Annotated in this window: 21 protein-coding genes and 1 pseudogene; 16 read left to right on the forward strand and 6 right to left on the reverse strand. The window is 37.2% G+C overall.

Annotation, left to right across the window (positions count from 1 at the left end; genetic code table 11):
- The first annotated feature begins 50 nt into the window (after positions 1-50).
- The 6 genes from AC27H3_RS06005 (at position 51) to AC27H3_RS06030 (ending at position 9677) form a co-directional block, all read left to right on the forward strand.
- The gene (locus AC27H3_RS06005; RefSeq protein ID WP_487104549.1) at positions 51-2036 is read left to right on the forward strand and encodes a heme lyase CcmF/NrfE family subunit; all 1986 of its coding nucleotides are present in this window, start codon (positions 51-53) and stop codon (positions 2034-2036) included.
- A 4-nt stretch (positions 2037-2040) separates the two neighbouring features.
- Complete coding sequence (locus tag AC27H3_RS06010; RefSeq protein ID WP_487104550.1) at positions 2041-2592, forward strand: DsbE family thiol:disulfide interchange protein; 552 nt, start codon at positions 2041-2043, stop codon at positions 2590-2592.
- Entirely contained in the window at positions 2592-3101 is a 510-nt protein-coding gene (locus AC27H3_RS06015) for a cytochrome c-type biogenesis protein (protein ID WP_487104552.1), read from the forward strand. The genes AC27H3_RS06010 and AC27H3_RS06015 overlap by 1 nt, the downstream gene beginning before the upstream one ends.
- A gap of 318 nt (positions 3102-3419) precedes the next feature.
- Complete coding sequence (locus AC27H3_RS06020; protein WP_487104553.1) at positions 3420-5327, forward strand: SurA N-terminal domain-containing protein; 1908 nt, start codon at positions 3420-3422, stop codon at positions 5325-5327.
- A 437-nt stretch (positions 5328-5764) separates the two neighbouring features.
- The gene (locus tag AC27H3_RS06025) at positions 5765-7855 is read left to right on the forward strand and encodes a hypothetical protein (RefSeq protein ID WP_487104554.1); all 2091 of its coding nucleotides are present in this window, start codon (positions 5765-5767) and stop codon (positions 7853-7855) included.
- A 619-nt stretch (positions 7856-8474) separates the two neighbouring features.
- Positions 8475-9677 (forward strand): IS256 family transposase, encoded by a 1203-nt coding sequence (locus tag AC27H3_RS06030; protein WP_487104555.1) that lies wholly within the window; start codon positions 8475-8477, stop codon positions 9675-9677.
- A gap of 57 nt (positions 9678-9734) precedes the next feature.
- Here AC27H3_RS06030 and AC27H3_RS06035 read toward each other — a convergent pair whose 3' ends face one another.
- Genes AC27H3_RS06035 through pspF form a run of 6 tightly spaced genes read right to left on the reverse strand, consistent with a single transcriptional unit; the run spans position 9735 to position 16154 of the window.
- Entirely contained in the window at positions 9735-10520 is a 786-nt protein-coding gene (locus AC27H3_RS06035; RefSeq protein ID WP_487104557.1) for an ATP-binding cassette domain-containing protein, read from the reverse strand.
- Positions 10517-11509, reverse strand: a complete 993-nt coding sequence (locus AC27H3_RS06040; RefSeq protein WP_085302062.1) for a peptide ABC transporter ATP-binding protein — start codon at positions 11507-11509, stop codon at positions 10517-10519. Before AC27H3_RS06040 ends, AC27H3_RS06035 begins: the two co-directional genes overlap by 4 nt.
- Positions 11509-12402 carry an ABC transporter permease subunit gene (locus tag AC27H3_RS06045; protein WP_085302064.1) on the reverse strand — a complete coding sequence of 298 codons (894 nt, stop codon included), beginning with the start codon at positions 12400-12402 and terminating at the stop codon, positions 11509-11511. The genes AC27H3_RS06040 and AC27H3_RS06045 overlap by 1 nt, the downstream gene beginning before the upstream one ends.
- On the reverse strand, positions 12389-13420 hold the full coding sequence (locus AC27H3_RS06050) for an ABC transporter permease (protein WP_085302066.1): 1032 nt from the start codon (positions 13418-13420) through the stop codon (positions 12389-12391). The genes AC27H3_RS06045 and AC27H3_RS06050 overlap by 14 nt, the downstream gene beginning before the upstream one ends.
- 1 nt (position 13421) lies before the next feature.
- The gene (locus AC27H3_RS06055; RefSeq protein WP_487104559.1) at positions 13422-15041 is read right to left on the reverse strand and encodes an ABC transporter substrate-binding protein; all 1620 of its coding nucleotides are present in this window, start codon (positions 15039-15041) and stop codon (positions 13422-13424) included.
- Between the two features lie 9 nt (positions 15042-15050).
- The gene (gene pspF, locus AC27H3_RS06060) at positions 15051-16154 is read right to left on the reverse strand and encodes a phage shock protein operon transcriptional activator (protein WP_487104561.1); all 1104 of its coding nucleotides are present in this window, start codon (positions 16152-16154) and stop codon (positions 15051-15053) included.
- A gap of 191 nt (positions 16155-16345) precedes the next feature.
- On the opposite strand from pspF, the gene pspA reads away from it, so the two are divergent.
- The 10 genes and pseudogenes from pspA (at position 16346) to AC27H3_RS06110 (ending at position 25188) form a co-directional block, all read left to right on the forward strand.
- Positions 16346-17017: a phage shock protein PspA gene (gene pspA, locus AC27H3_RS06065; RefSeq protein WP_487104562.1), complete on the forward strand. Its 672-nt coding sequence runs from the start codon at positions 16346-16348 to the stop codon at positions 17015-17017.
- A 53-nt stretch (positions 17018-17070) separates the two neighbouring features.
- Complete coding sequence (pspB, locus tag AC27H3_RS06070; protein WP_487104563.1) at positions 17071-17298, forward strand: envelope stress response membrane protein PspB; 228 nt, start codon at positions 17071-17073, stop codon at positions 17296-17298.
- The gene (gene pspC / locus AC27H3_RS06075; protein ID WP_487104565.1) at positions 17295-17768 is read left to right on the forward strand and encodes an envelope stress response membrane protein PspC; all 474 of its coding nucleotides are present in this window, start codon (positions 17295-17297) and stop codon (positions 17766-17768) included. Before pspB ends, pspC begins: the two co-directional genes overlap by 4 nt.
- Positions 17769-18089: 321 nt before the next feature.
- Positions 18090-19520 carry a YcjX family GTP-binding protein gene (locus AC27H3_RS06080; RefSeq protein WP_487104567.1) on the forward strand — a complete coding sequence of 477 codons (1431 nt, stop codon included), beginning with the start codon at positions 18090-18092 and terminating at the stop codon, positions 19518-19520.
- The gene (locus AC27H3_RS06085) at positions 19517-20530 is read left to right on the forward strand and encodes a YcjF family protein (RefSeq protein WP_487104569.1); all 1014 of its coding nucleotides are present in this window, start codon (positions 19517-19519) and stop codon (positions 20528-20530) included. Before AC27H3_RS06080 ends, AC27H3_RS06085 begins: the two co-directional genes overlap by 4 nt.
- Positions 20531-20727: 197 nt before the next feature.
- Positions 20728-21537 (forward strand): annotated as a pseudogene (gene phhA, locus AC27H3_RS06090) (phenylalanine 4-monooxygenase); the annotation flags it as partial.
- 9 nt (positions 21538-21546) lie between these two features.
- The gene (locus AC27H3_RS06095; RefSeq protein ID WP_085302084.1) at positions 21547-21885 is read left to right on the forward strand and encodes a 4a-hydroxytetrahydrobiopterin dehydratase; all 339 of its coding nucleotides are present in this window, start codon (positions 21547-21549) and stop codon (positions 21883-21885) included.
- Between the two features lie 111 nt (positions 21886-21996).
- A complete protein-coding gene (gene tyrR, locus AC27H3_RS06100) occupies positions 21997-23547 on the forward strand; it encodes a transcriptional regulator TyrR (RefSeq protein ID WP_487104571.1) in 1551 nt (516 codons plus the stop codon).
- A 64-nt stretch (positions 23548-23611) separates the two neighbouring features.
- Positions 23612-24253: a maleylacetoacetate isomerase gene (gene maiA / locus AC27H3_RS06105; RefSeq protein ID WP_487104573.1), complete on the forward strand. Its 642-nt coding sequence runs from the start codon at positions 23612-23614 to the stop codon at positions 24251-24253.
- A 74-nt stretch (positions 24254-24327) separates the two neighbouring features.
- Positions 24328-25188 (forward strand): DUF3014 domain-containing protein, encoded by an 861-nt coding sequence (locus tag AC27H3_RS06110; RefSeq protein WP_487104574.1) that lies wholly within the window; start codon positions 24328-24330, stop codon positions 25186-25188.
- The last annotated feature ends 3 nt before the right edge of the window (positions 25189-25191 follow it).

Consider the following 25191-nt stretch of genomic DNA (forward strand, 5'->3'; position numbering starts at 1 on the left):
TCAGCTAAACTAAAGACCATAATGTTTAACATTGATTTACAGGAATTATCATGATCCCAGAGCTCGGCCATTTCGCACTTATTATTGGGTTAGCTTTCGCATTATGTTTAAGCATAGTGCCACTTATCGGTGTAGCTCAAAATAATAAGCAGCTTATTAACAGTGCTAAACCATTAAGTTTTGGCTTATTCTTGTTTGTTGGCTTTAGTATTGTATTGTTAGCCTACAGTTTTACGGTTGATGATTTTTCAGTTAAGTATATTGCCAACCACTCCAATAGTTTATTACCTTATTACTTCAAAATAAGTGCCGTTTGGGGCGGGCATGAAGGCTCAATGTTGTTATGGATATTTGCGCTAACCGTATGGACATTTGCCGTGAGTATTCACAGTAAGCAGTTGGAAAAAGAATTTGTTGCACGCGTTTTAGCCATTATGGGTATGATTGCGGTAGGTTTTATTTTTTTCACCCTGTTAACTTCTAATCCTTTTGAGCGCTTATTACCTAACTTTCCAATGGAAGGGCAAGATTTAAACCCGTTGTTACAAGATATCGGTTTAATTATTCACCCGCCATTTTTATACATGGGTTATGTGGGGTTCTCTGTAGCTTTTGCTTTTGCAATTGCGGCTTTAATGGCTGGTAAAATGGATGCAGCATGGGCGCGCTGGTCTCGTCCATGGACAGTTGCTGCTTGGTCTTTTCTCTCTATCGGTATCGCATTAGGAAGTTGGTGGGCATATTACGAACTTGGCTGGGGCGGTTGGTGGTTTTGGGATCCAGTGGAGAATGTTTCATTTATGCCATGGCTTGCGGGTACCGCACTTATTCATGCATTAGCGGTGACTGAACAACGAAATACCTTTAAGCATTGGACACTCTTGCTGGCAATATTGACCTTTAGCTTAAATTTACTCGGAGCATTTTTAGTGCGCTCAGGTGTGATTACTTCAGTGCATTCATTTGCTGTAGATCCTGGTCGCGGCCTTTATTTACTGATATTACTTGCAGTAGCTGTCGGCGGTTCACTAACACTTTATGCATTTAGATCGGCAAAAGTGAGTACCCCGAGCCGCTTCACTTTTTACTCCCGTGAAAATACCATATTGGTCGCTATATCAATATTAATAACAGCAACAATAACTATTTTATTAGGCACGTTGTATCCACTGATTATAGATGCCATGGGATTAGGGAAAATTTCAGTTGGGGCCCCTTATTTTAATGCGGTATTTGTTCCTATGATGATCGCACTTTTCCTGTTTATGGGGATTGGTCCACTTATTCGCTGGAAAAAAGCTCGCAAAGGGGAGCTTTCTAAACACTTAAATGCTATCTCAGTGGTGAGTGTTATTTTTGGCGCAGTTTGGCCATTTATATTCGCAGGTGAATTTAGTATCAGTGCGTTTATCGGTATAACTTTGGGTTGTTGGATTGTTTTAGCGGTATTAAAAGATGTGTTTAATAACGCGAAACAAGCTGATGGCAGCTTAAAATTCTCAGCTGTTCCGCTTAATCATATCGGTATGGCTGTTGCACATGCAGGTATAGCGATCACAGTAATAGGTGTCACTATGGTGTCAACCTATGAAAAAGAAATTAACGTTAAAATGGCACCTGGCGAAAGTACCAATTTATCAGGTTACACGATAGAGTTTGGTGGCACTAAAAATATACTTGGCCCTAACTACAGTGCAATTCAGGGACAAGTTAAGGTTTCATTAGACAATGAATTTGTCACACTGCTGAAGCCAGAGCAACGCACCTATAAAGTTCAACGTACTGGCATGACAGAAGCGGCTATTCATACCACTTTATGGCGCGATATATATGTAGCACTGGGCGATCCACTTGATAAAAACTCTTGGTCAATGCGTTTATATTACAAGCCCTTTATCGTTTGGATTTGGTTAGGTGCATTTTTTATGGCATTTGGTGGCTTTTTAGCGATACTAAGCAAGCGATACCGTAAGCGGGTTGCCGTAAAGCAACCAGGTATTAATCAACCTAATAATGAAGTTTTAAAAGAGGCATAAATTAGTGAAAAGTATTATTCGTTTTATTCCCTTAATTTTATTTGTGTTATTAGGCGTGTTGCTTTATCGAGGCTTATTTCTTAACCCTCAGGCCATGCCATCAGCAATGATAGGTAAACCATTACCTGACTTTCAGTTACCTATGCTCAAAGCAACCGATAAAATGGTTGGCCGTGAAGATTTAAAGGGTAATATTGTACTAGTCAATGTTTGGGCAACGTGGTGTATTCAATGTAAATACGAACATCCATATTTACTCGATATTATTAAAGATAAGCGAATTAAACTTTATGGACTTAATTTTACTGATGATCACAGTGCCGCTTTGCGTTGGTTAAAACAGTATAAAGACCCATATGTATTTTCAATTTTTGATGAACAGGGCGCTTTAGGCTTAGATATTGGTGTATTTGGCGCACCCGAAACCTTTGTTATTGATCACACCGGCATTATACGTAAACGTTTTGCAGGGCCTATTAATACACAGGTATGGAATAACGAATTTTTGCCGTTAATTGAAACCATAGAAGCAGAAATGTCGCAGGGTAAATCTTAATGTATAACTCAGTATTTAATAATGCTCTGGGCTTAAAGCAAGTATTACGTTTAGCATTTGTTGGCCTAGTGCTAAGCGTATTTGGATTAACCAGTGCCAATGCTAGTCCAGTAGATACTTTTGAATTTAGTGACGAAGTTACTGAGTCGAGGTTTCATGTACTCTCTAAAGAGTTACGTTGTCCTAAATGTCAAAACCAAAACTTAGCCGACTCTAATTCTAAAATTGCAGTAGATTTAAGAAAAAATCTTTATAACTTATTGCAAGAAGGCAAGAGCGATCAAGAAATTATTGATTTTATGGTTTATCGTTACGGTGATTTTGTTTTATATCGCCCACCGTTAAAAGAACAAACTTATATTTTATGGTTTGGTCCTATTGTTATTCTTTTTAGCTTTTTTCTAGGCGTGGTATTCGTGTTACGAAAACGTAGCAAGCTAAAAGCCAATGAACTAGATTTATCAGCAGAAGAACAAACAAACTTAAATGATATTCTTAACAAGAAATAACCTGATAAAAGTGATCTTTAATTTACAAATGCAAAGACCATGAAATTGCGCTTGTGAACACTTAATTGTTGGATATTTGAGCGTTATTTATACGCAAGAGTAAAAGAGTTTCATTTTGATTATTATTGGGCTAACATGCCCGTTCATATCGCGATTTTAAAGCATAAATGTTAATTAACTCACCTGCTTGATTAGCTATAGAAATTTAATTTTTATACTCTCATCAGGATTTGATTAATTTTATGTATAATAGCGGTAATTTAATACCGCAGATAAAGTCGCCCGGAAAGTAAAATACCCGCGTGTAAAGAGATAAAGATGTTAGAAAATATTCGAGAAAGCTCTCAAGGATTAACCGCTAAGATTATTCTTGGTTTTATTATTTTAACCTTCGCCGTTGCCGGTATAGGTAGCTACAGTAACTCAGTTGACTCTTCAGTTGCAGATGTTAATGGTGAAAAAATTACACAAGATGAGTTTAATAAAGCTTATCAAGCTCAACGTAATCGTATGGCACAGCAATTTGGTGAAATGTTTGAAACCTTATCAGCAGATCCAGCATACATGAGTAACTTTCGACAAGGTGTGGTTGATAATTTAATTAACCAAAAGCTTGTTGACCAAAACTCAGAAACACTCGCCATTCGAGTTTCTGATCAGCGAATTAAAAGCACAATTCGTAACATGCCGGAATTTCAAATTGACGGTGTATTTGATAACAATCGTTACTTAGCAATGATAAACCAAGCGGGTTTTTACCAATCTTCTGATTTTCGCGATTACCTTCGTACTGAAATGACACGTCGTCAATTAACTCAGGCGTTAGTGGCAAGTGAATTTAGCTTACCTTATCAAGAGAGCATGTTTTCAGAGCTACAGAATCAAGAACGTGATATTCGATTTGCTACCATTAATGCCGAACAGTTTAAAGAAGGTATAGAATTAAGCGATGAAGAGATAAACGATTACTATCTTGAAAACCAATCATATTTCGAGAATCAAGAAAAAGTAAAAGTTAATTACATTACTCTTGATGTTAACAGTATTGCTAGTTCAAGCGTTTTAACAGATGCTGATGTAAAAGCATATTATGAAAACAATATTAGCCAATATCGTGACGAAGAAAAACGCCGAGTTGCCCATATTCTAATAGAGTTTGGTGACGACGAAGGAAAAGCTAGAGCAGATATTGAAGCACTTCTTGCTAAAATCAAAGCAGGTGAAGATTTCGCTACTTTGGCGCAAGAAAATTCAGCAGATACATTTAGTGGTGAAAACGGCGGTGATTTAGACTGGATTGATGCTGGTGTAATGGATGCTACTTTTGATGAAGCCGCATTTGCTTTAACAGAGGTAGGCAGTGTAAGTGATGTTATCAGAACTGATTTTGGTTTTCATATTATCAAACTTACAGATTTGAAAGCTGAAAACGTTCAAAGTTTAGAGCAAGTACGTGAAGATATAGTTGCTAAAGCCAAAAATGAAAAAGCACAAGATAAATTCTTTGAACTTCAACAAGAAGTTGCTCGCTTAAGTTTTGAATTCCCTGACAGCTTAGATGATGCTGCTGGTGCACTTAATGTTAAAGTTCAAACTTCTGACTGGTTAACTCGTGGCGCTAATAACGCTCCTTTTAATGAAAGCGCAGTAGTAGAAGCTGCATTTTCAGATATTGTTGTTAACGAGCAATTAAACTCAGATATTATTGAAGTGAGTGACACTTTAGCGATAGTTATGCGTTTAAATGAATACCAAGACGCGAGTGTTAAGCCATTAACTGAAGTTAGTGAGTACATTGAAAATGTGCTTGTTGGTCAAAAAGCATCACAAAAAGCACAAGCTGTTGCTGATGAGTTACTTGTTACATTTAAAGCTGGTACCGATGTTACAGAACAACTTAGTGCAATTGGCGCTACAATGGAAAGTAAAGCTGCTGTTACACGTGTAGGTAGTGGTTTAGATGCCAGTTTAGCTCGTGAAGCATTTAAGTTACCAAAGCCTAGCGATGACGTGGTTTCTGCAACGACTGTTAACCTAAGCAATGGTGATTTAGCATTACTTGAAGTGCAAGCTGTTAAAGTAGGCGAAGTAAAAGATTCTCCAAACTTATCACAACAGTTAACTCAACAATTAGCCCAAGCGTCATACTTAAGCTATGTAGAGTCACTTAAAGTTGATGCAGAAATTATACGTAAAGAAGTACAAGCTCCAGCTACACAGTACTAGTAGTATATGCTTTTAAAAAAACCAGCCAATTGGCTGGTTTTTTGTTTTCTAAGATTTGTGGATCTTCATGAATAATGAGGATTCTCGTTCAGGACTTTCTTGGTTGTAGCTAGATAGAGTTAAATCGATTGAAACATTTGCGTCCAAAGTTGTGAGAAAACTTTAAAAAAACGTCACCAAAATTAAGGAACTGCAAAAACTTCCTAAACTTTGTGCTTAATGAGCACTTATTGCCCAAAGCGGTCATTAGCTTTGGTGAAGTTAAGAGTATATCAGCAGCAACTTCACCCAGAAATAACTATAAGTTTGAAGGACTGCTGCAAGCTCATAGCTTACTCAATTTAATTAATTAAAAGTGCAGATTGAAGAAGTCTACAAGAGCAGAATTTAGCTGTGTTATGCTATAAATATTAAAATCATGGAAGAATATAATAACAATGAAGAAGTTAATTTTACTTTTAGCAATAGTAATTGCTTTAATAATATACATAAACCCTACTAAAAGCACCAAATCAAACAATATTGTTAATGATGTTGCTTCCGATTTGAGTGACAATGTTCCCACTGAAGTTTTTCAGTTTAGTAACAAAGAGTTTGCGTCACAAAAGCTTAAGGAATTAACAATTGCGAATGCTCAATGTAAAGAGAGAAGCTTAGATTTCAGCAAGCAAGTTAACAATATACATCAGATATTAATACAAGCTCTGGAACATGAGTTGAGAAATGGAAAAACGGAACGTGAGCTACTTAGTTATTCCAAACAATATAAAACTTTTTATAATCGTTATGATAACTTACTTCTTCAAGCGAAGACAAAAATAGAGAAAGAAAAATACAACTTTACTACTTCCGTTGATATTTTAAACGACTGGAGTGGTTTATCAGTAATTAATAACTTCTCAGTCATAAATACACCCATCATAGTTCAAAGTTTAAAAGCTTTTGAAGGCATGTCTAATGGATTAAGTATGGGCTTAGAGTTAGACAATGAAGTTAGTAAATCAGATATTTTCGCTTTGCTTGAAAACGATGGAAATTTCAACACATACTTAGAATCACCTCTAGGAATAAATGGTAGCCCCGTTTTATCACCGTCTATATTATTCGTTCTAACTGGCAGCAACCTTAATATTGAAGAATTCAAACAAGCAGTATCATTGAGAAACTTTAACGTTAATGATGTTGCTGTGGCAGTTATGAATAATTTACCATTTGAATATTTAGAGCTTCTAATCAATCAAGCAGTGTCCATTGAGGACATGCCAATAATCGCACAGGGGCGCTATGATTCTTATACTAACTTAGCTGACTTAGCAGCCTCAACACATAACGTAAAACTTCTTCAACTAATGGAAACATATGGCGTTCATCCTACAAACGAACAGGGAGTAATAACTGGTTTAGATATAGCCATAATGAACCTGCCAAATAAAGATGACGCTTATGTTAATGCTGAGAGTTTCCCAGACAAATATTTGGATACTATTAATTACTTGATTGAAAAAGGCTACAAAGCTCATGGTTCACATTATCAAATGGATAAGGAAACCATCATTTCTTTTAAAGCTCCAAATAGAAGAAGTTTTCAAAGTTCGATAGCACTAACTTCAGATCTAAAAAAAGCGCTGCATCAAATAGAGCTAGTAGATAGCAGTTATAATCTTAATCAGGTTTTACCAGATAACTCATTGGTCTCCAAGGCAATCGAATCTATGGCACTAAGAAAAGCTACTTTAAACGATAAATCGAAGTCATGTGAGTCAATTAGAAAAGAGTTATTGGCCGAAGAAGGTTTTCTAGATCACAGTGAAGCTTATGATTTGATAAAACGTATTTCACAAGGTGATGGGAATACTGCTGAAAGGTTGCATGATATTGATCCAGTTCTTGTTAATTTATGGCGTGAAACTGAATCTAGCCATAGTGTAAGCAAAGAAAGTCACAGTGACTTCATCACCATGCTACAAGAGCAGAATTTTCAAGATGCGCTTGATTACAGCTCATCGATCCCTATTACTATAGTTGAAACAGACACTTTGTTGATTTCATTATTGCAAAACACTGAAAGGTTTATACCTATTTGGAACGCTAGAGTAGCTTCTGCACCACCATCTGGCTTGCTAGCATTTAAACATTTACCTTTTGAAAAATGGGAGTCACTCAAAAATGAGAGGTTCGATTTTTCAATTAAAGATAGCTTTGGAAATGATCTATTCTTACCTGCTGCTTTAAACTCTCCAGAGGCAGTTCAACTATTGTTAGATTTTGGTTTGATACCAGAAGTGAATGAATTAGGTTTAGACGTATTAGATCTTTTATTAGAAGACAGTTACGAGAATGGAAGACTTAATAGAAGCTTGAGTTTAATTGTTTCTGAAGTCGAGATGTTTGAGCCTAGCCATTACTCCAGGTTAGCTAGAATCAAGAAATATTTTCCTGAAGAATATAAGAAGTTAGTTCAGCTTAGTAGCAAGTTCATGGTAGAAAGTGAAATAGAAGTAAATCAATTTAGACTTAAAGTGTATTAGAGCCATATAATATATTGAAATTTTTAATCAATCGTATGTTTTCAACTAAAGTTACAAGGAAAACTAAGCCTTGCTAATTGTTTAAAGTTATTAAATATAAGGGGATTTTTATCTACACGGTAAAGGAAACATCTAGTTGATTCAATATAACCTATGGGAGTAGAGTCGTTGTTCTTTCTCAATACCAACAACTGCCTTGGAGTCTTAGTTGTCTGTCAGGCTAAAGGTAAATCTACTTTTCTATACACTGAAAACAGTCCAATAAGTTATTGATGTTAACGTCTGTTTTCTTATCTTTGCTGACCTTATTGGGACATTGAAAAGTTAAAAGAACAATCTCAGGTGTAACGCCAATGTTAAATGTTCTCATCGTATGACGCATTTCTCATAATTTTTACGATCTACAGATTAATTTTATATTAAGATAAAATTGGTTAATGGCTAAGATGAAAATTTGAGCACTTAATGAATTAAATTAATTGATTTAACATCGACAACGTAGCTATTAAGTTAAAGCTAATAAACATATAAATTTGATAAGGTAAAAGCTATATTTAAATAAAGGGAGTGTTCAAAAATTTGTGTCATTTCAGTAAACTAGTAAAAAGAGGAATGACACATGACAACTCAATTCGATTTTCAAGAAGCAGTTAAAGCACTCCAGGCAGATAAAAATCTGAATGGCAAAGATGGTGTACTTACAGGGCTTATCAAAAAACTAAGTGAAGCCGCACTGCAAGCTGAACTTGAACAACACCTTGCTAATGAGCAACAACCTAATCGCAAGAATGGCTCTAGCACTAAAACGGTCAAATCATCTGTTGGCAACTTTGAACTCGATACACCAAGAGATAGAAGCGGTAGTTTTGAACCTCAACTCGTTAAGAAAAATCAAACATCACTCACCGATGAAATAGACCAAAAAATATTATCCATGTTCAGTATGGGCATGAGCTATCGAGATATTAATAAACACATCGAAGATATGTATGGTATGAACGTTGCGACAGGCATGATAAGTGCTGTTACAGATAAACTTATTCCAGAATTAAAAGCATGGCAACAACGGCCTCTTGATAGCCATTATCCGATTGTTTGGCTTGATGCGATTCATTATAAAGTGAAAGAAGATGGGCGATATATCAGCAAAGCAGTTTACACCTTACTTGGCTTAGACATTCACGGTAAAAAAGAAATACTAGGATTACATCTCTCGGAAAATGAAGGGGCTAACTACTGGTTATCGGTGCTCACCGATTTAAATAATCGTGGTGTTAAAGATATCCTAATCGCTTGTGTTGATGGATTAACAGGCTTCCCTGAGGCGATAAAAGCTATTTTCCCTGAGACTGAAGTACAATTGTGTATCGTTCACCAAATACGCAACTCAATGAAGTATGTTGCTTCTAAAAATCAAAAGGCATTCATGGCCGATTTAAAACCTGTTTATCGAGCACCAACGAAAGAGGCCGCAGAGCTAGCGCTTGATGAACTTGAAGCTAAATGGGGAAGTTCCTATCCGCTAGTCATTAATTCCTGGCGCAATAAATGGCATAATTTATCCGCATACTTCAAGTATCCAGAGCATATTCGCAAGGTGATTTATACGACAAATGCTGTTGAGGCTGTGCATCGCCAGTTTAGAAAGCTGACAAAGACTAAAGGGGCTTTCCCTAATGAAAATAGCTTGTTGAAGCTACTTTATGCTGGCATATTAAACGCTACCGAGAAATGGACAATGCCCATTCACAATTGGAGCCTTTGCTTATCTCAGTTAGCGATTTACTTTGAAGGGCGTTTAGACACCGTACTCGATATTTAAAATATTTAAGCTGACACAGAATTCTGAACGCTCCCTAAATAAACGCTGTTAAGCTCTTTAACGATTTAATAACTGAAAACGTTGGCTCATAATCAGCTTTTTAGTGTATTTGTGTTTTGGCTTCTTCAAAATATCATTGGTTTTTCCAAACTCTAATACTGCCCCTTCACACATTACCATCATTTCATCACTAAAGTGTCTAACAATACCTAAATTGTGAGAAATTAAAATAAATGCTAAACCCATCTGCTGTTGTAAATCGAGCAGTAAATTAATCATTTGAGAGCGTAAAGACGGGTCGAGCGCCGCTAATGCCTCGTCAAGAATAATAACTTGTGGTTTTAATATAATAGCGCGAGCTAATGAGATACGTTGTTTTTGACCACCAGAAAACATATGCGGATAAAAACTCATATGATCGGCTAACAAACCCACTTTTTGTAGTGTCTCTCTAATTAGTTGATTACGTTCAACTTCATCGAGTTTAGTATTGAGCTGCAAAGGTTCATCAAGAAGTTGTTCAATGGTCAGGCTCGGGTTTAATGTTGTGCCAGAGTCTTGAAATATCATTCTAATATGCTGGCAACGTTGTTTAAAGTTTCCTGGGGCTAATGTTTGGCCATTTAAGCGTATATCGCCTGTTGTTGGTAATTCTGCACCAACAAGTAACTTTGCAATGGTTGATTTACCAGAGCCAGTCTCTCCAACTATTGCGAGTGTTTTGTGTGGCATTATGTCGAAAGAAATAGGCTCTAAAGCCGACACACATTTACGATTAAACCAATAATTTTTGTCTTTAAAGGTTTTACTTAAATTACTCACTTGTAATAACACAGTACTCACGAATAGCTATCCTTAAGTGGAAAGTGACAACTTACTTGATGGCTATGGAAATTCTTAATTTTGGGCGCATGAACACACTTCTGCTGTGCTCTAGGGCATCTAGGACCTAGGCGACATCCGATCGGTAAATGCTGCAATATAGGGATGCTGCCAGGCAAGGTCATTAACCGAGATTTATTAGGGATCATCCTGTTTGCTCTTGGGCTACTATCAACAAGGGCACGAGTATAAGGGTGATAAGGTTGGTTAAATATTTGCTCAGTTGTTCCAGCTTCTACAAACTGTCCGCTGTACATTACCGTAATAGTATTTGTCCAATGGGTAACGTTTTCTAAGTCATGACTGATTAACAATATCGACATGTTTTTTAGCTGATTTAAGCTCGCCAGTAGACGAAATATTTGCCCTTGGTTAGTACTTTCCATTGCAGCTGTAGGTTCATCAGCAATTAGTAGCATAGGGCGTCTTGCAAGCGCCATAGCAATCATTACTCGCTGACATAACGCATCAGTGAGTTGATGCGGAAAGCTTTTTACACATACTTCATGCTGTTTGATACCAACTTTGTGCAATAAATTAATTGCGGCTTGTTTACGTTGTTGACGCTTTTGCCAAAAAAATCCAGTAAGTTGTTCAGCATCAACGGCTTCTTCTAATTGTTCACCGATAGACGTTGTTGGATCTAAGCACGCCATAGGCTCTTGAAATATCATGGCAACGTCTTTAGTTATAATGGCTTTACGTTCTGCAGGAGACAACCGCATTAAGTCGTTTCCACGCCAATGAAAACGATCGGCATCTACTCGCCACTTTTCATCCAATACGCCAACAATTGCTTGAGCAAGTAGCGACTTTCCAGAGCCAGATTCACCAACTAAGCCGCGCACCTCACCTTCTTTCATTGTGAGGTTAACACGATCAACAGCAAATATTGGTTTTGAAGCGGTTTTAAGCTCAATAGAAAGGTTGCGTATATCAATTAAATTCATTAGTTTTCCTTGCGCACTTTTAATGCGTGGCGCATGCCTTCACCAACTAAATTGGTGGCAACAACCGAAAATAAAATAGCTAAACCAGGCAAATATACTGTCCAAGGTGCGATATAAAATAAATCGATACCGTTTGCTAGCATTGCACCCCATTCAGGCATAGGAATAGGCGCACCTAATCCCAAAAAGCCAAGCGCGGCTATGTCTAATATAGCGGCCGATTGTGCAAGAGTTGCTTGGCTGATTAGTTTTTCGATAATGTTAGGAAAGATTGAATAGCGCAAAATTCGCAATGAACTTGCACCGTCAAGGCGTGAGGCTAATACATAATCTTTGGCAAACTCCTCTCGCACAGCATTTCGGGTTATATGCACAAACTGCGGGATCAACACCATAATAATAGCCCATAAGGTGTTTTCTAAGCCCGGCCCTAATATTGCGACAATAATAATAGCTAGCAGTAAAGAGGGGATCGACAATATAACGTCGAGAAAATGATTGAGAAAGCTTGATTTAATACCCGATGTTAACGCAGATAGCGAGCCAATAACTACGCCAATAGCAAGCGAAGCAATAACCACAATAATACTTAAACCAAAAGTTAACGAAGTACCCTGAATCAACCGCGATAACATATCACGGCCTAAGTTATCAGTACCTAGTAAAAAGCTGACATTACCTTCGTCACTCCATGCAGGTGGTAAAAGTAAATGATCTAAGTGATTCTCTACTGAAGAGTAAGGGGAAATAACATTAGCCAACACTGCGAGCACTATCAGAAACAAAAAACAGCCAAAACCAATTAAAACAACAGGCGGCTCTTTAAAGTTATGCCACAATTGCATTAATGGCGTTGGAAACTCTTCTTCTTGATATATTTTATCGCGCGCCATGATGAGGCTCCCTAGCTAAGGGGTTTAGTGCTGCATAAACAAAATCTATAATTATATGAACGATAAAAATAAAGGTTGAAAGCACGATTAAACCACCTTGAATTGCCGTGTAGTCACGCTGATAAATACTTTCTATTAACCAACGTCCAATGCCAGGCCAGCTAAAAATAACCTCAGTTACCATAGCAATAGTAATAAGATTAGCAAACTGTAAACCAACGTCTCTAATAACTTTGATAAAAGCATTACGCATAGCATGGCGATAAATAATTTGGCTAAAAGTCAGACCTTTTGCTTTAGCTGCTTTGATATAGTGAGTGTCTAAAACCTCTAACATTGCTGTACGCGCTAATCGCATGAAAATTGTCGCGGGTGCTAACGCAACTACAATAACAGGTAATATCAAGTGTCGGGTAGCATCTTGAAAAGCCTGCCATTTATATTCATTGTCACTCAGTAAAATGTCAATAAGTTGTAGGCCAGTAACAGGTTCAATTTCAAAGAGTAGGCTGATCTGGCCTGCAGAAGGTAACCAACCTAGCTGAATCGAAAATACCAATATCGCCAGTATTCCTAGCCAAAAAACGGGGATTGAATAACCCAGCATAGCAACAGTTAGAATTAAATTATCAGGTAACTTTCGATGATAAATAGCAGCACAAAAACCAATAGGAATACCAAAAAACATAGCTACTAGTAACGCAACGCAGGTCAACTCAATGGTGGCGGGCAAACGATTCAGTACTTCAGTAGCGATGGGGAGTTGGCTATTCATCGAATAGCCCATTTCACCATGAAAAAGGTGATTAAGATAACTGAAGTACTGGCTTAAAAGCCCAAACTGCTGATTGTAGTCATTAGCTAAAATGGCTAATTGTTCTGGTGAAGCATTTAATTGTCCAGTTAAATTAATGAGTTGATCGCCAGGAAACAAAAAACTTAAACTGAAAGACAATAATGTAAGCAACAAAATTGTAAAAATAAATAAACTGAGTCGGCGTAGGGTAAATATCAACATGCTAGTTTTTTGTTACCCCATTAAAATCAATTCCACCAATAGCACGTAATAGTTTGCCATTTATATTATTTGAACGAGCTTGAAATCGTTTTGAGTGAGCAATGGGGATTAACGGCACTTCTTCATTAATTAAAGCAAGGGCTTTTGAATATAACACTTTTCTTTTATTGATACTGTTTGTTTGTAAAGCGCGTTTAATGAGCCTGTCAAATTTTTCATTGCACCAAAATGTTCTATTACTTCCCGTTATTGCTGAAGAGCAGCTGAGCATTGGTGAAAAAAAGTTATCAGGATCAGGGTGATCAGCAGACCAACCTAAAAGAACACTTTGGTGTTCGCCATCTGTAATTTTACGTAAGAAAGTTGACCATTCGTAACCTGATACTATATCAACTTCAATGCCTATTTTTTGTAAATCTGCTTGAATGAGCTTTGCCATAGTCACAGCATCTGGGTTATATGAACGTTGCACCGGCATTGCCCATAAATCCATAGAAAATCCATCGCTATAACCCGCTTCAGATAATAGCTCTTGTGCTTTATTTATTGAATATTCTTGGCTTGATATCGTTTCGTCGTAAGCCCATGAAGAGTTAGGTATTATACCGTTAGCTATTTCGGCCTGCCCAGTATAAACCGCGTCTAAAATAGCTTGCTTGTTAATAGCGTAAGACAATGCTTTACGCACTAACGGGTTGTTAAATGGTGGCTTTGCGGTATTAAAACCTAAGTAGCCAACATTAAAAGCAGTAACCGACTCTAATATTAAATTATCATGTTGTTTTATTTTTTCGTGGGCAATTGGGTAGGCGATAATATCACACTCGCCAGCTAGCAACTTGGTTAGTCTGCCGGTGTCTCTTGGCGTAATATCAAAAACCAATTGTTTAATTTTTGATTTTCCTCGCCAATAATTTTCATGCGCTTCATAGCGAATAAATGAGCTAGAACTATACCATTTAAACTTAAATGGTCCTGTACCAACAGGCAGCATATCTATCTCTTGCATGGTATTGAGTTGTAAAAGTTGATCAGCATATTCTTTTGATAAAATAACCGCAGAATCACTACCAATGTTCGCCAGAAAAGAGCTGTCAGGGCGAGTTAATTGAAAGCGCACAGTATGCTCATTAATTTTTTCTACGCTACTAATTAACTCTGCTAATTGTGCATTTTGAAAAAAAGGGTATTTACCACCCGAAACTGGATGATATTCATGGTTTACATCCAACATGCGACTGAAGCTAAAAATAACATCATCGGCGTTAAGCGCTCGTGTGGGGGTAAAGTATCGAGTTTGGTGAAATTGCACATCTTTGCGAAGATAAAAAGTAATCATTTTACCGTCGCGTGTTACATGCCAAGATTTAGCAATTGCCGGAATAATAGTATTGTCTGTAGGATCAAACTCAAGCAGGCGATTATACAGCTGATTCGAGGTTGCATCGATTGTAGTACCTGAAGAAACCGTTTGAGGGTTAAAGCTTTCTGGCGAGCCTTCACTACAGTAAATAATACTCTCTTTACTTAAAGAGAGTGTTTCATTTGTATCGCAGCCAGCAAGAAAAGCGAGCAAAGACAATGCGAAAAAATTGTAAAATGTTTGAGTAGAGAAAGCCATAGCCAATCTTTATTCTTCGTCTGCACTACTTGGATCGAGTAGATTATATTTTTTTAAGTAGCCTCTTAATTGATGATAGGTTAATTCTAAGGCATCTGCGGTTTTCTTTTGATTATATTGGCAATTAGCCAAAGCAGATTTGATCAAATCAACTTCATAATTCTGTGATAAATCTTTTAACGACAGTGGAAATTGCAGTGAAGCAGCATTAATTGCTAATGGCTTTGTTTCGGCTTTAGTCTGAGGTTTTGACTCTGTCGATGCTTCTGCTACTTCTACTTGAGGAGCCGTCTTAATTCTATCCTGTGTTTTAATACGTTTTGAAGGGCGATAAGGCGACTCAAAGGGATCAATAATTAATTCATGCACAGGTAAATGAGGATTATTGCAACGATAAACACTTCGCTCTACTACATTTTTTAATTCGCGAATATTACCTGGCCACTGGTATTCAAGTAAGGCACGTTTGGCTTTTTCTGTAAAACCACTAAACAGCTCAAACTCAAGCTCACGAGCCATATTAATGGCGAAATGTTCAGCTAAAACCAAAATGTCGTCTAATCGCTCACGCAATGGCGGCAGGGTAATAACATCAAAAGCTAACCTATCAAGTAAATCTGCACGAAATTCGCCAGCAGCGGCCATTGAAGGTAAATCTTCATTTGTAGCAGCCACTAGGCGAGCATTGGTTTTAATGGTTCTTGAACCACCAACACGTTCAAACTCGCCATATTCTACAACACGCAATAACTTCTCTTGTATTAATCCGGTAGTGTTAGCTATTTCATCTAGAAACAAAGTGCCGTTATCAGCACGCTCAAAGCGGCCCTCATGGCGCTTGCTTGCACCGGTAAAGGCGCCACTGTCATAACCAAATAATTCCGTTTCCAATAAATTTTCATTTAACGCGGCACAATTGAGTTTCAAATAGTTTTGATCCCAACGTTTTGACAGGTAATGTAAACGCGCCGCAACGAGTTCTTTACCTGTGCCACGTTCACCAATAATTAGCACGGGTTTACTTAATGGCGCTATTTGTGAAATTTGCTCAAGCACTTCCAAAAAGTTGTTAGATTGACCAATGAGATTATCTTGTTGTTTGAAACGTGTCATTTACTGACCTAATAATTGGTTTTTTTCACTAACAAATAGTGTATTTTATTACTAGCTTAGATAGAAGCCTTTTTTTAATTATTAATAAAGTATTATTAATCAAGATGTTACTTTGATTTTAAAACTTGGCGCAGAACGTGAATAGTAAAAGCTAAGACAATTAAAGTAATTTTTTGAATGAGGAAGTAATTATGGGTGTTTTTTCAAGGTTTACGGATATCATTAATTCTAATATTAACAACTTATTAGACAAAGCAGAAGATCCTGCAAAAATGGTACGCTTGATCATACAAGAAATGGAAGATACGTTAGTTGAAGTTCGCTCTTCATCAGCAAAAACTTTAGCAGATAAGAAAGATTTATCACGCCAAATAAGTCGATTTGAAACAGATGCTACGCAATGGCAAGAAAAAGCTGAATTAGCTTTAAGCAAAGATCGTGAAGACTTAGCGCGTGCAGCATTAATGGAAAAGAAAAAATGTGCTGAAAATGCAGCAGCATTAACTGATGAATTATCACATGTAGATGAACATATTGCTAAGTTGCAAAGTGAAATTTCACAGCTTCAAGATAAGCTAGCCGATGCTAAGTCTCGTCAAAAAGCGATTATTATGCGCGAAAAAACAGCTCACTCGCGTTTAAAAGTTAAAAAGAATATTGATAGTGATCGTGTGAATGACGCCTTAAGTCGTTTCGACCGTTACGAACGTAAAATTGATGATATAGAAGCACAGGTAGAGTCTTATGATATGGGTAGCAAGTCTTTAGCCGATGAAATTGCAGATTTAGCATCAGATGATAAAGTTGATGATGAATTAGCGCAATTAAAAGCTAAAATGAAATCAGAGCCTAAAACAAAATAATTAGACGATAGCTATTTATTACCTGCGTCAGACAACATTAAAGGAGAGTTATTGTGGATGAGATTATCATCGCCCCAGTTATTATATTTATGGTTGTAGTAGCGCCTATTTGGTTGATATTACATTATCGAAGTAAACGCCAAATTAGTCAGGGTTTCAGTGAAGAAGAGTATATTCAATTAACTGAGTTATCGGCACTGGCTGACAAAATGGCAGACAGAATTAAAACCCTTGAAGCTATTTTAGATGCTGAAACACCGGAGTGGAGAAATAAATTATGACCAGCAAGCCCCGAGGTGAGTTATATAGAAATGCGAGCCAAGGAAAATTAGCGGGTGTTTGTGCAGGCATTGCCGATTACTTTGGTTGGGAATCATGGTTAGTGCGCATATTGGTTGTTTCAGGTGTGTTGCTTGGCATGGAGTGGTTTATTGTTATTTATATTGCTGCTTGGTTTATTCTAGATAAAAAGCCAGCCAATTTAAGTCATGCTCACAAAGGCAATTTTGCACAAGGGAGCCAATACCAGTCTGAGAATAAAACCGGTTCGCATCATACTAATGATGAAGATGACATAACCAATGAGTCGATTAAAGTGAAATCTCGTATCTGGCAAGCCGGGGAGCCGCCAAAACAAGCATTTCATGATATTAGACGAAAGTTTCAAACTTTAGAGTTAGAATTACAAGTGATTGAACGTTATGTAACCTCGCCTGAATTTACCGTTTCTCGAGAAATAAATAAGCTATAAATTAAAGCGGCCTAGCCGCTTTTTTTAATACCTAAATTATGAAAACTATTAAAATATTGCATGAATTATTACTATATAAGTTACAAGCAGAAGGCTGGTTTAAAACCTTTTAAAGCTTGTATAAACGATAATATCGACTTATAACATAAGTTATTCAAGTCATTTTTTTTAACTATTTATTGCTGCAATTGTTAAAAAAATTATTGTTATTTATATCTAAAAGTAAGTACGCAATTTAAAATATCGCTTGTCATTTTACTGTGCATCAGTAATTCTTATTCCCTTCAACATATTGAAAAACATAAAAGATAGTAACCAAGCATGGCATTTATTAATAAAGCGAAGTTAGATAAGTTAAAACAAAAAGCTAGCGACATTGTTAATCGTTCTATCGATCAACATATTACGCTAGCTGTAACAGGGCTTAGCCGGAGCGGTAAAACTGCTTTCATTACTTCTTTGGTAAATCAGCTATTGAATGAGGGGAATAACTCTCAGTTAAGTTTTTTTAATGTTGTTCATCAGGGGCGTTATATTGCCGCTAAACGTGTGCCTCAAAAACATTTACATATTCCACGATTTGAATATGACGGGGCTTTATCTGCTTTATGTCAATCACCATCAAAATGGCCTAAACCCACCAATGGTATCAGCGAGTTACGACTAGCAGTGCGTTATCAACCGAAAGACTCAATCTTAAAATACGCTACAGAGTCAGCAACACTTTATATCGATATAACAGATTACCCAGGAGAATGGTTGCTCGATTTGCCGATGTTATCGCAAACGTTTGAAGAGTGGTCAAAACAAACAACTGCACTGCTAATGCAAGCGCCTAGAAATGAGCACGCAAAAGCATTTCTAGATAAATTAGCCGAGTTTGATCCGTTCGCCAGTGTCGATGAAGCAGTTTTAGCGCAATTATCGCAAGAGTACACTGATTTACTGTTACTTTTTCGCCATCAACTAGGTTTATCGGTTATTCAACCTGGGCGATTCATTCTTCCGGGCGAGCTTGAAGATGCGCCAATTCTACAGTTCTTTCCTTTTAGTGGTTTTGATGAAATCGACAGTAATGAATATCAAAATGCTAAAGACGACTGCTATATCGGTATGTTACGTGCAAGATACATTGAATATAAAGAACGTGTTGTAAGGCGTTTTTATAAAGAACACTTTGTTAATTTTGACCGCCAAATTGTGCTTGCTGACTGTTTAACGCCGCTTAATAAAGGCCCAGAGAGCTTTGCGGATTTACAAAATGCTATCGCGATGATCATGGAAAGCTTTCAATATGGTCAATCGAGCTTATTCTCGCGCTTATTTTCGCCAAAAATTGACCGACTACTTTTTGCGGCAACTAAGGCCGACCATGTAACACCTGAGCAGCATGAAAATTTGGTGTCATTACTGAATAAACTGGTTTTTCAAACCAAACAAACGTTAAGTTTTGATGCCATTAAAATGAAAACAATAGCTATTGCCTCCATTAAGGCGACAAAAGTAGGGAAAAGCCAATATCAAGGACAGAACATTCCAGTGATAAAAGGGAGACAGTTGAGTAATGACAAAATGCTCACACTATTTCCAGGTACTGTTCCTGCAAGCATTCCCACCCTGGAGTACTGGCAAAAACAAGCTTTTAACTATATTGCTTTTGCACCAATAGAGTCGGCGAGTATTGACGAGTGTTTACCGCACCTTCGCATGGATCAAATGTTGCAATTTTTGCTTGGAGATAAATTAAAATGATAGAAAATAAAGAAAAATATCAACAGCAAATACTGTTCGACACACTCGATGTTGTTGAAAGCGCCATAAAAGAAAATACCCCGCAAATTGTTGTTAATGAAGAAGACTGGGTAAGTGATGAGCACATAGAAAAAGTAGAAGATACTGTTACAACTGAAATAGAAAAACCAAGCTGGTTATGGCGAACAATTGGATTAGTATTTATTACCTTAGTTGGGGTTGAGACCGTACAGTTTTTCATTAATGGCTTTAGTCAATCACCACTTATTGCTAGCTTATATGCCGTACTTTTGGGCGGATTATCAGTAGTTTGTGGTCGTACTGCTTGGCGAGAGTATGCAGGGCTCAGACAGTTCAAATATCAGCAGAAGCTTAAAAACAATGCGCAAGAAATTGTTAATAATGAATCAGACTTAGATGCAAAAACGTTATGCGATAAAATCTCTAAACGCTTACCGGGAGACTTAGCTGAGTTCGATCATAGTTCATGGCATAAATTGAACCTTGAAGAATATAGCGATGCAGAAATAATGCAGCTATACGAGCGAAATATCTTATCTCAGGTTGACCAAAAAGCATTAAAAGAAATTGCAAAATTCTCCTCTGAATCTGTGGTGTTGGTCGCATTAAGTCCTATTGCTATTATTGATATGTTACTGATGCTATGGCGAAATTTTCGGATGATTAATAAAATTTCTGCCTTGTACGGGCTTAAATTAGGCTACTGGAGTCGCATAAAGTTAATTAAGCAAGTTTTTATAAATATGGCCTATGCTGGCGCGAGTGAGTTAGTGGCAGATTTAGGAGCAGACTTGTTAGGTGTAGAGTTATTAGGCAAACTATCAGCGCGCATGGCACAAGGGTTAGGTGCGGGAATGTTAACGGCAAGATTAGGACTTAAAGCTATGCATTTATGTCGACCGATTCCTTTTTCAGATGATGCACCTAAATTAGCGCATATACGTCAAGAAGTGGTTAGCCAAGTACAATCACTAGTGAATAAAAAATAAATTAGCCATTGAAAATAAAGCAATTTTTTGTTTTTGTACATTTTCATGTAACACAAATTTTACACATTTAATGTTCTGGTTGAAAAGTAGACACTTAGCAAGTAGTGCTTTTTCTACAGATGTTGCCTTACTATTGTGACAACTAAATAGTTTAGATATCAAAATAAAATTAATAATAAATTTGATATCAACAAGTAAGGTTAAAAATGGCTAAGGTAACTAAATACGTCTCAAAAGTTGCAGATGAACATGGCAATATTGCATGGACAACAGCGGAAAACAAAATATGGCAAGCGTTGATAACTCGTCAGCTTTCTACGGTAAAAGACACCGCTTGTGACGAGTTTAATGAAGGGTTAACTAAACTCAACTTACCACTTGATAGAATTCCGCAATTAGCAGAAGTCAGTAAAGTTTTACAAGCAACCACAGGGTGGAGCTGTGAGCCTGTGCCCGCTTTGATAGGTTTTGGTGAGTTTTTTAGATTGCTATCAGAACGAAAATTCCCTGTTGCTACATTTATTCGCTCGCAAGAAGAGTTCGATTATTTACAAGAGCCTGATATTTTCCATGAAATCTACGGTCACTGCCCACTATTAACCAATGAATCGTTTGCAAATTATACGCAAGCCTATGGCATGATGGGATTAAATGCCTCAAAAGAAGATCGCGTATTTTTAGCTCGACTTTATTGGTTTACAGTGGAGTTTGGTTTATTAGATACCCCTAAAGGTTTACGCGTTTACGGTGGTGGAATTTTGTCTTCACCTAGTGAAACTGAATACGCATTAAATGATAAATCAGTAGAAAGAAAACCTCTCGATGTTTTAGATGTGCTTCGCACACAATATCGTATTGATATTATGCAACCAGTTTATTTTATGCTGACTAAAGTTAGCGACTTAGATGATATACGTAAATTAGAAGTAGAAGACATTATGGCGTTAGTAGAGCAGGCTAAAAAGATTGGTCTACATCCAGCAAAATTTGAATTAAAAGCAAGTTAAGGAAATATTATGAGTGGCGAATTATCAAATCAACAATGTGAAGCATGTCAGGTCGATGCACCTAAAGTTAGCGACGACGAATTAGCAAGTTTATTATCTCAAATACCTGACTGGGTTCCTGAAGTTAATAATGGCGTTATGATGCTTGAACGCGTTTATAAGTTTAAAAACTATAAATTAGCGTGGGCTTTTGCAAATAAAGTTTCTGAATTAGCAGAGCAAGAATTTCATCACCCAGCCATTTTATTAGAGTGGGGTAAAGTTAAAGTTACTTGGTGGACCCACGCAATTAAAGGGCTACACAAGAATGATTTTATTTGTGCGGCAAAGACTGATCAACTTCTGTAACGTTTACTTACAACAATAATACTAAGCCTCCTATTACAGGGGGCTTTTTTTTGTTGTAAAAATTAGTTTACAATAGCGCTATTAGATTTTGATGTTTGCTGAGGTTAATAAATGCGTTTAGAAATTGGTTGCCATGACCGAATCGGTATTGCGCAAAGTGTGTTAGCGATATTTGTTGAACGTGGGATTGACCTACGAGGTATCGAGGTTAAAAGACCGGGGAAAATTTTCATTAACATTCCTGATTTAGAGTTTTCAGAATTGCAAAGCTTTATGCCGCAGCTGCGTTTAATTGACGGTATTATTGACGTTAAAACTACGCCTTATATGCCATCTGAGCGAGAGCGCAATGAATTTGAAACATTAGTCAAAACCTTCCCTGATCCTTTTATTTCGGTAGACAATAAAGGACAAGTACGGGTAGTAAATAACATTGCAGCACAAATAATGTGTGAATCGTTAGAGCATATTATTGGCGAGCATGTTGGTCAATGGCTGAAGGGGTTTAATTTATCGCGCTGGCTTGATGGTGAAGAAGTGTTAGCTCAAACCCGCAGGGTTAAATTTCAAGACGATGATTTTGTAGCTGATATTATCCCAATTCATATTGCTGATGGTGATGAAAAGCATGTGCTTGCAGGTGCGGTTATCATATTAAAATCAGAAGCTAGATTAGGTCAGCAAATTAGTGTTTTTAAAAAGGCTAATGAGAATGACTTTAATGGCATTCAAACTAACAGCAGTGCTATGCGTAAATTAATTCGCGAAGCAAAACGTATGGCCTTACTTGATTCTTCAATGCTGATTGTTGGAGAAACAGGAACAGGTAAAGAGTTATTGGCTCGGGCCTGCCATGCTGCTAGTGATCGTGCCGATAAACCTTTTATGACCTTAAGTTGTGCAGCATTACCAGACGATGCCGCAGAAACAGAGTTATTTGGTGCTGGAGCTGCAGGTCAAGCTAATAGCAAGCGCGGCATATTTGAATCAGCTGATGGCGGCACTATATTTTTTGATGAAGTTGGCGAAATGTCGGCTAAATTACAAACCAAAGTACTCAGAGTTATCCAAGACGGCACTTTTAGACGTATTGATGATGAGCAAGAAATTAAAGTAAATGTTCGCATTATTGGGTCAACAAATCGTGATTTACTTAATATGGTATCACTAGGTGAGTTTAGAGAAGACCTGTATTATCGCTTGAATGTTCTAGGTCTTAATATTCCATCATTACGAGAACGTCGTGCCGATATTGTGCCTTTAGCGGAACTTTTTGTGGCTAAATTTGGTCAACGTATTGGTAAAACACATATTTCATTTGACGCAGAGTGTCTTGAGTTTATTGAGCATTACCCATGGCCAGGTAATGTTAGGCAACTTGAAAATGTATTGATACGAGCCGTGTCATTAATAGAAAACAATATTATTATGACCTCGCATTTACAGTTGCCTGCTTATACGCGAGAACACGGTTATCTTGAGCAAGATTTTGAAGGAACATTAGATGCGGCAGTGAAAAATTTTGAAGCTGACTTATTGCGTAAACTTTATCCAGCTTATCCAAGCACAAGACAGTTAGCGAAAAAGTTAGGGCTTAGTCATACGGCAATTGCTAATAAATTACGTGACTACGATATCAACAAAAAAACCGTTAAAATATAATGTAAATATGCCAATATTGTTCATTAACGTATTGGCGTTTTTTAAAACTACTCGAGTATTATAAATGAAATTATATGGCTATTGGCGCTCTTCTGCCGCATATAGAGTTAGAATTGCTATGCACCTTAAAGGGCTAGCATTTGAATCGGTTCCAGTACATTTAGTAAAAGACGGCGGTGAACAACATAAAGATGCTTATACTGATTTGAATCCAACACATTTAGTACCCACGTTAGTTGATGAAGATGTTAAGTTGCACCAATCAATTGCCATAATAGAGTATCTAGACGAGAAATTTCCTTCAGTTGCTGTTTACCCTGAAAATATCGTGACTAAAGCAAAAGTAAAAGCGCTTGCTTTAGATGTAGCCTGTGAAATGCATCCCGTTAACAATTTGCGAGTACAACAATACTTAGTAAACAGCTTTTCGTTGCCAGAAAGTGATAAACTTATTTGGAGCCATCATTGGATGAATATTGGTTTTACCGCTATTGAGAAACAATTGGAGCATAATGCTGGTCAATATTGTTTCGGCGATAACATTACAATGGCTGATATTTGTTTAGTGCCACAAGTATATAATGCCAATCGATTTAACCTTGATATGAGCAAGTTTCCAAATATATGTCGAGTAGTCGACAATTGTAATAAGCACCCAGCCTTTATTGCGGCACTTCCTGAGAATCAGGATGATGCACAGAAATAAAGCTAATTTAATTAACCAGTTAACGATATAAACTTATTATTCTTCATTCACTTTTTCAATAAACAAGGGTTATTATGTCAATTCAACATACAGAAGAAAAACAAACACCTTGGGCTGTTATTGCAATAATTATAGCTGCGATTATCGCCTTCGTGATTTACTACTATGTTATTTCAGCCGATAAAAGCGATACAATCGAAGCAAACACTACGGCTGTAATCGAAACGGTTGAAGAGCCGATCAAAGTGCCAGAATTACCGCCTGAAATAATTGAGCCAGAGCTCTCTACAGATCCAATTGAAGAAGAGACAGTAGATATTGAGCCAGAAATAATTTTACCTACCTTAGATGAAAGCGATACTTGGTTTAGTGCAAAGTTACCTGAATTAACTTGGCGAAAAGAGTTACTAAAACTGGTAGTAACAGACGATATGATCCGCCGATTTGTGGTGTTTACTGATAACTTCAGTCAAGGCACTTTGGCTTACGAGCACACACCGTTAGTTACACCAAACACAAAGTTTACCGCCTTAGAGCAAGAAACAGAACAAGGCACACAATGGCAATGGGATGAATCTAGTACTCGTCGCTTTAGCATGTACGTTGATCTTCTGCGTTCAATGGACAGTGAAATGCTGGTGCAATGGTATGGTGAATTAAAGCCGCTAATTGACCAAGCTTATGCCGAGCTAGGCTACCCAGAGGAAGACTTCACCGATAAGCTGCAGAATGCGATAACCAAGGTTTTAGATATGGAAATTCCTAAAGCTCAGCTCGAATTATCACGCCCTAGCGTTATGTATAAATATAAAGATGAGTCATTAGAATCATTAGACGATGCAGAAAAATTACTATTAAGATTAGGCAAGGAAAACTTACTTGTGATTAAATCGGTAATGCTTGAGATTAATGAAAAATTAGCTAGATCACGTTAAGTT

The organism is Colwellia sp. NW0002-52-1, from assembly GCF_057550865.1.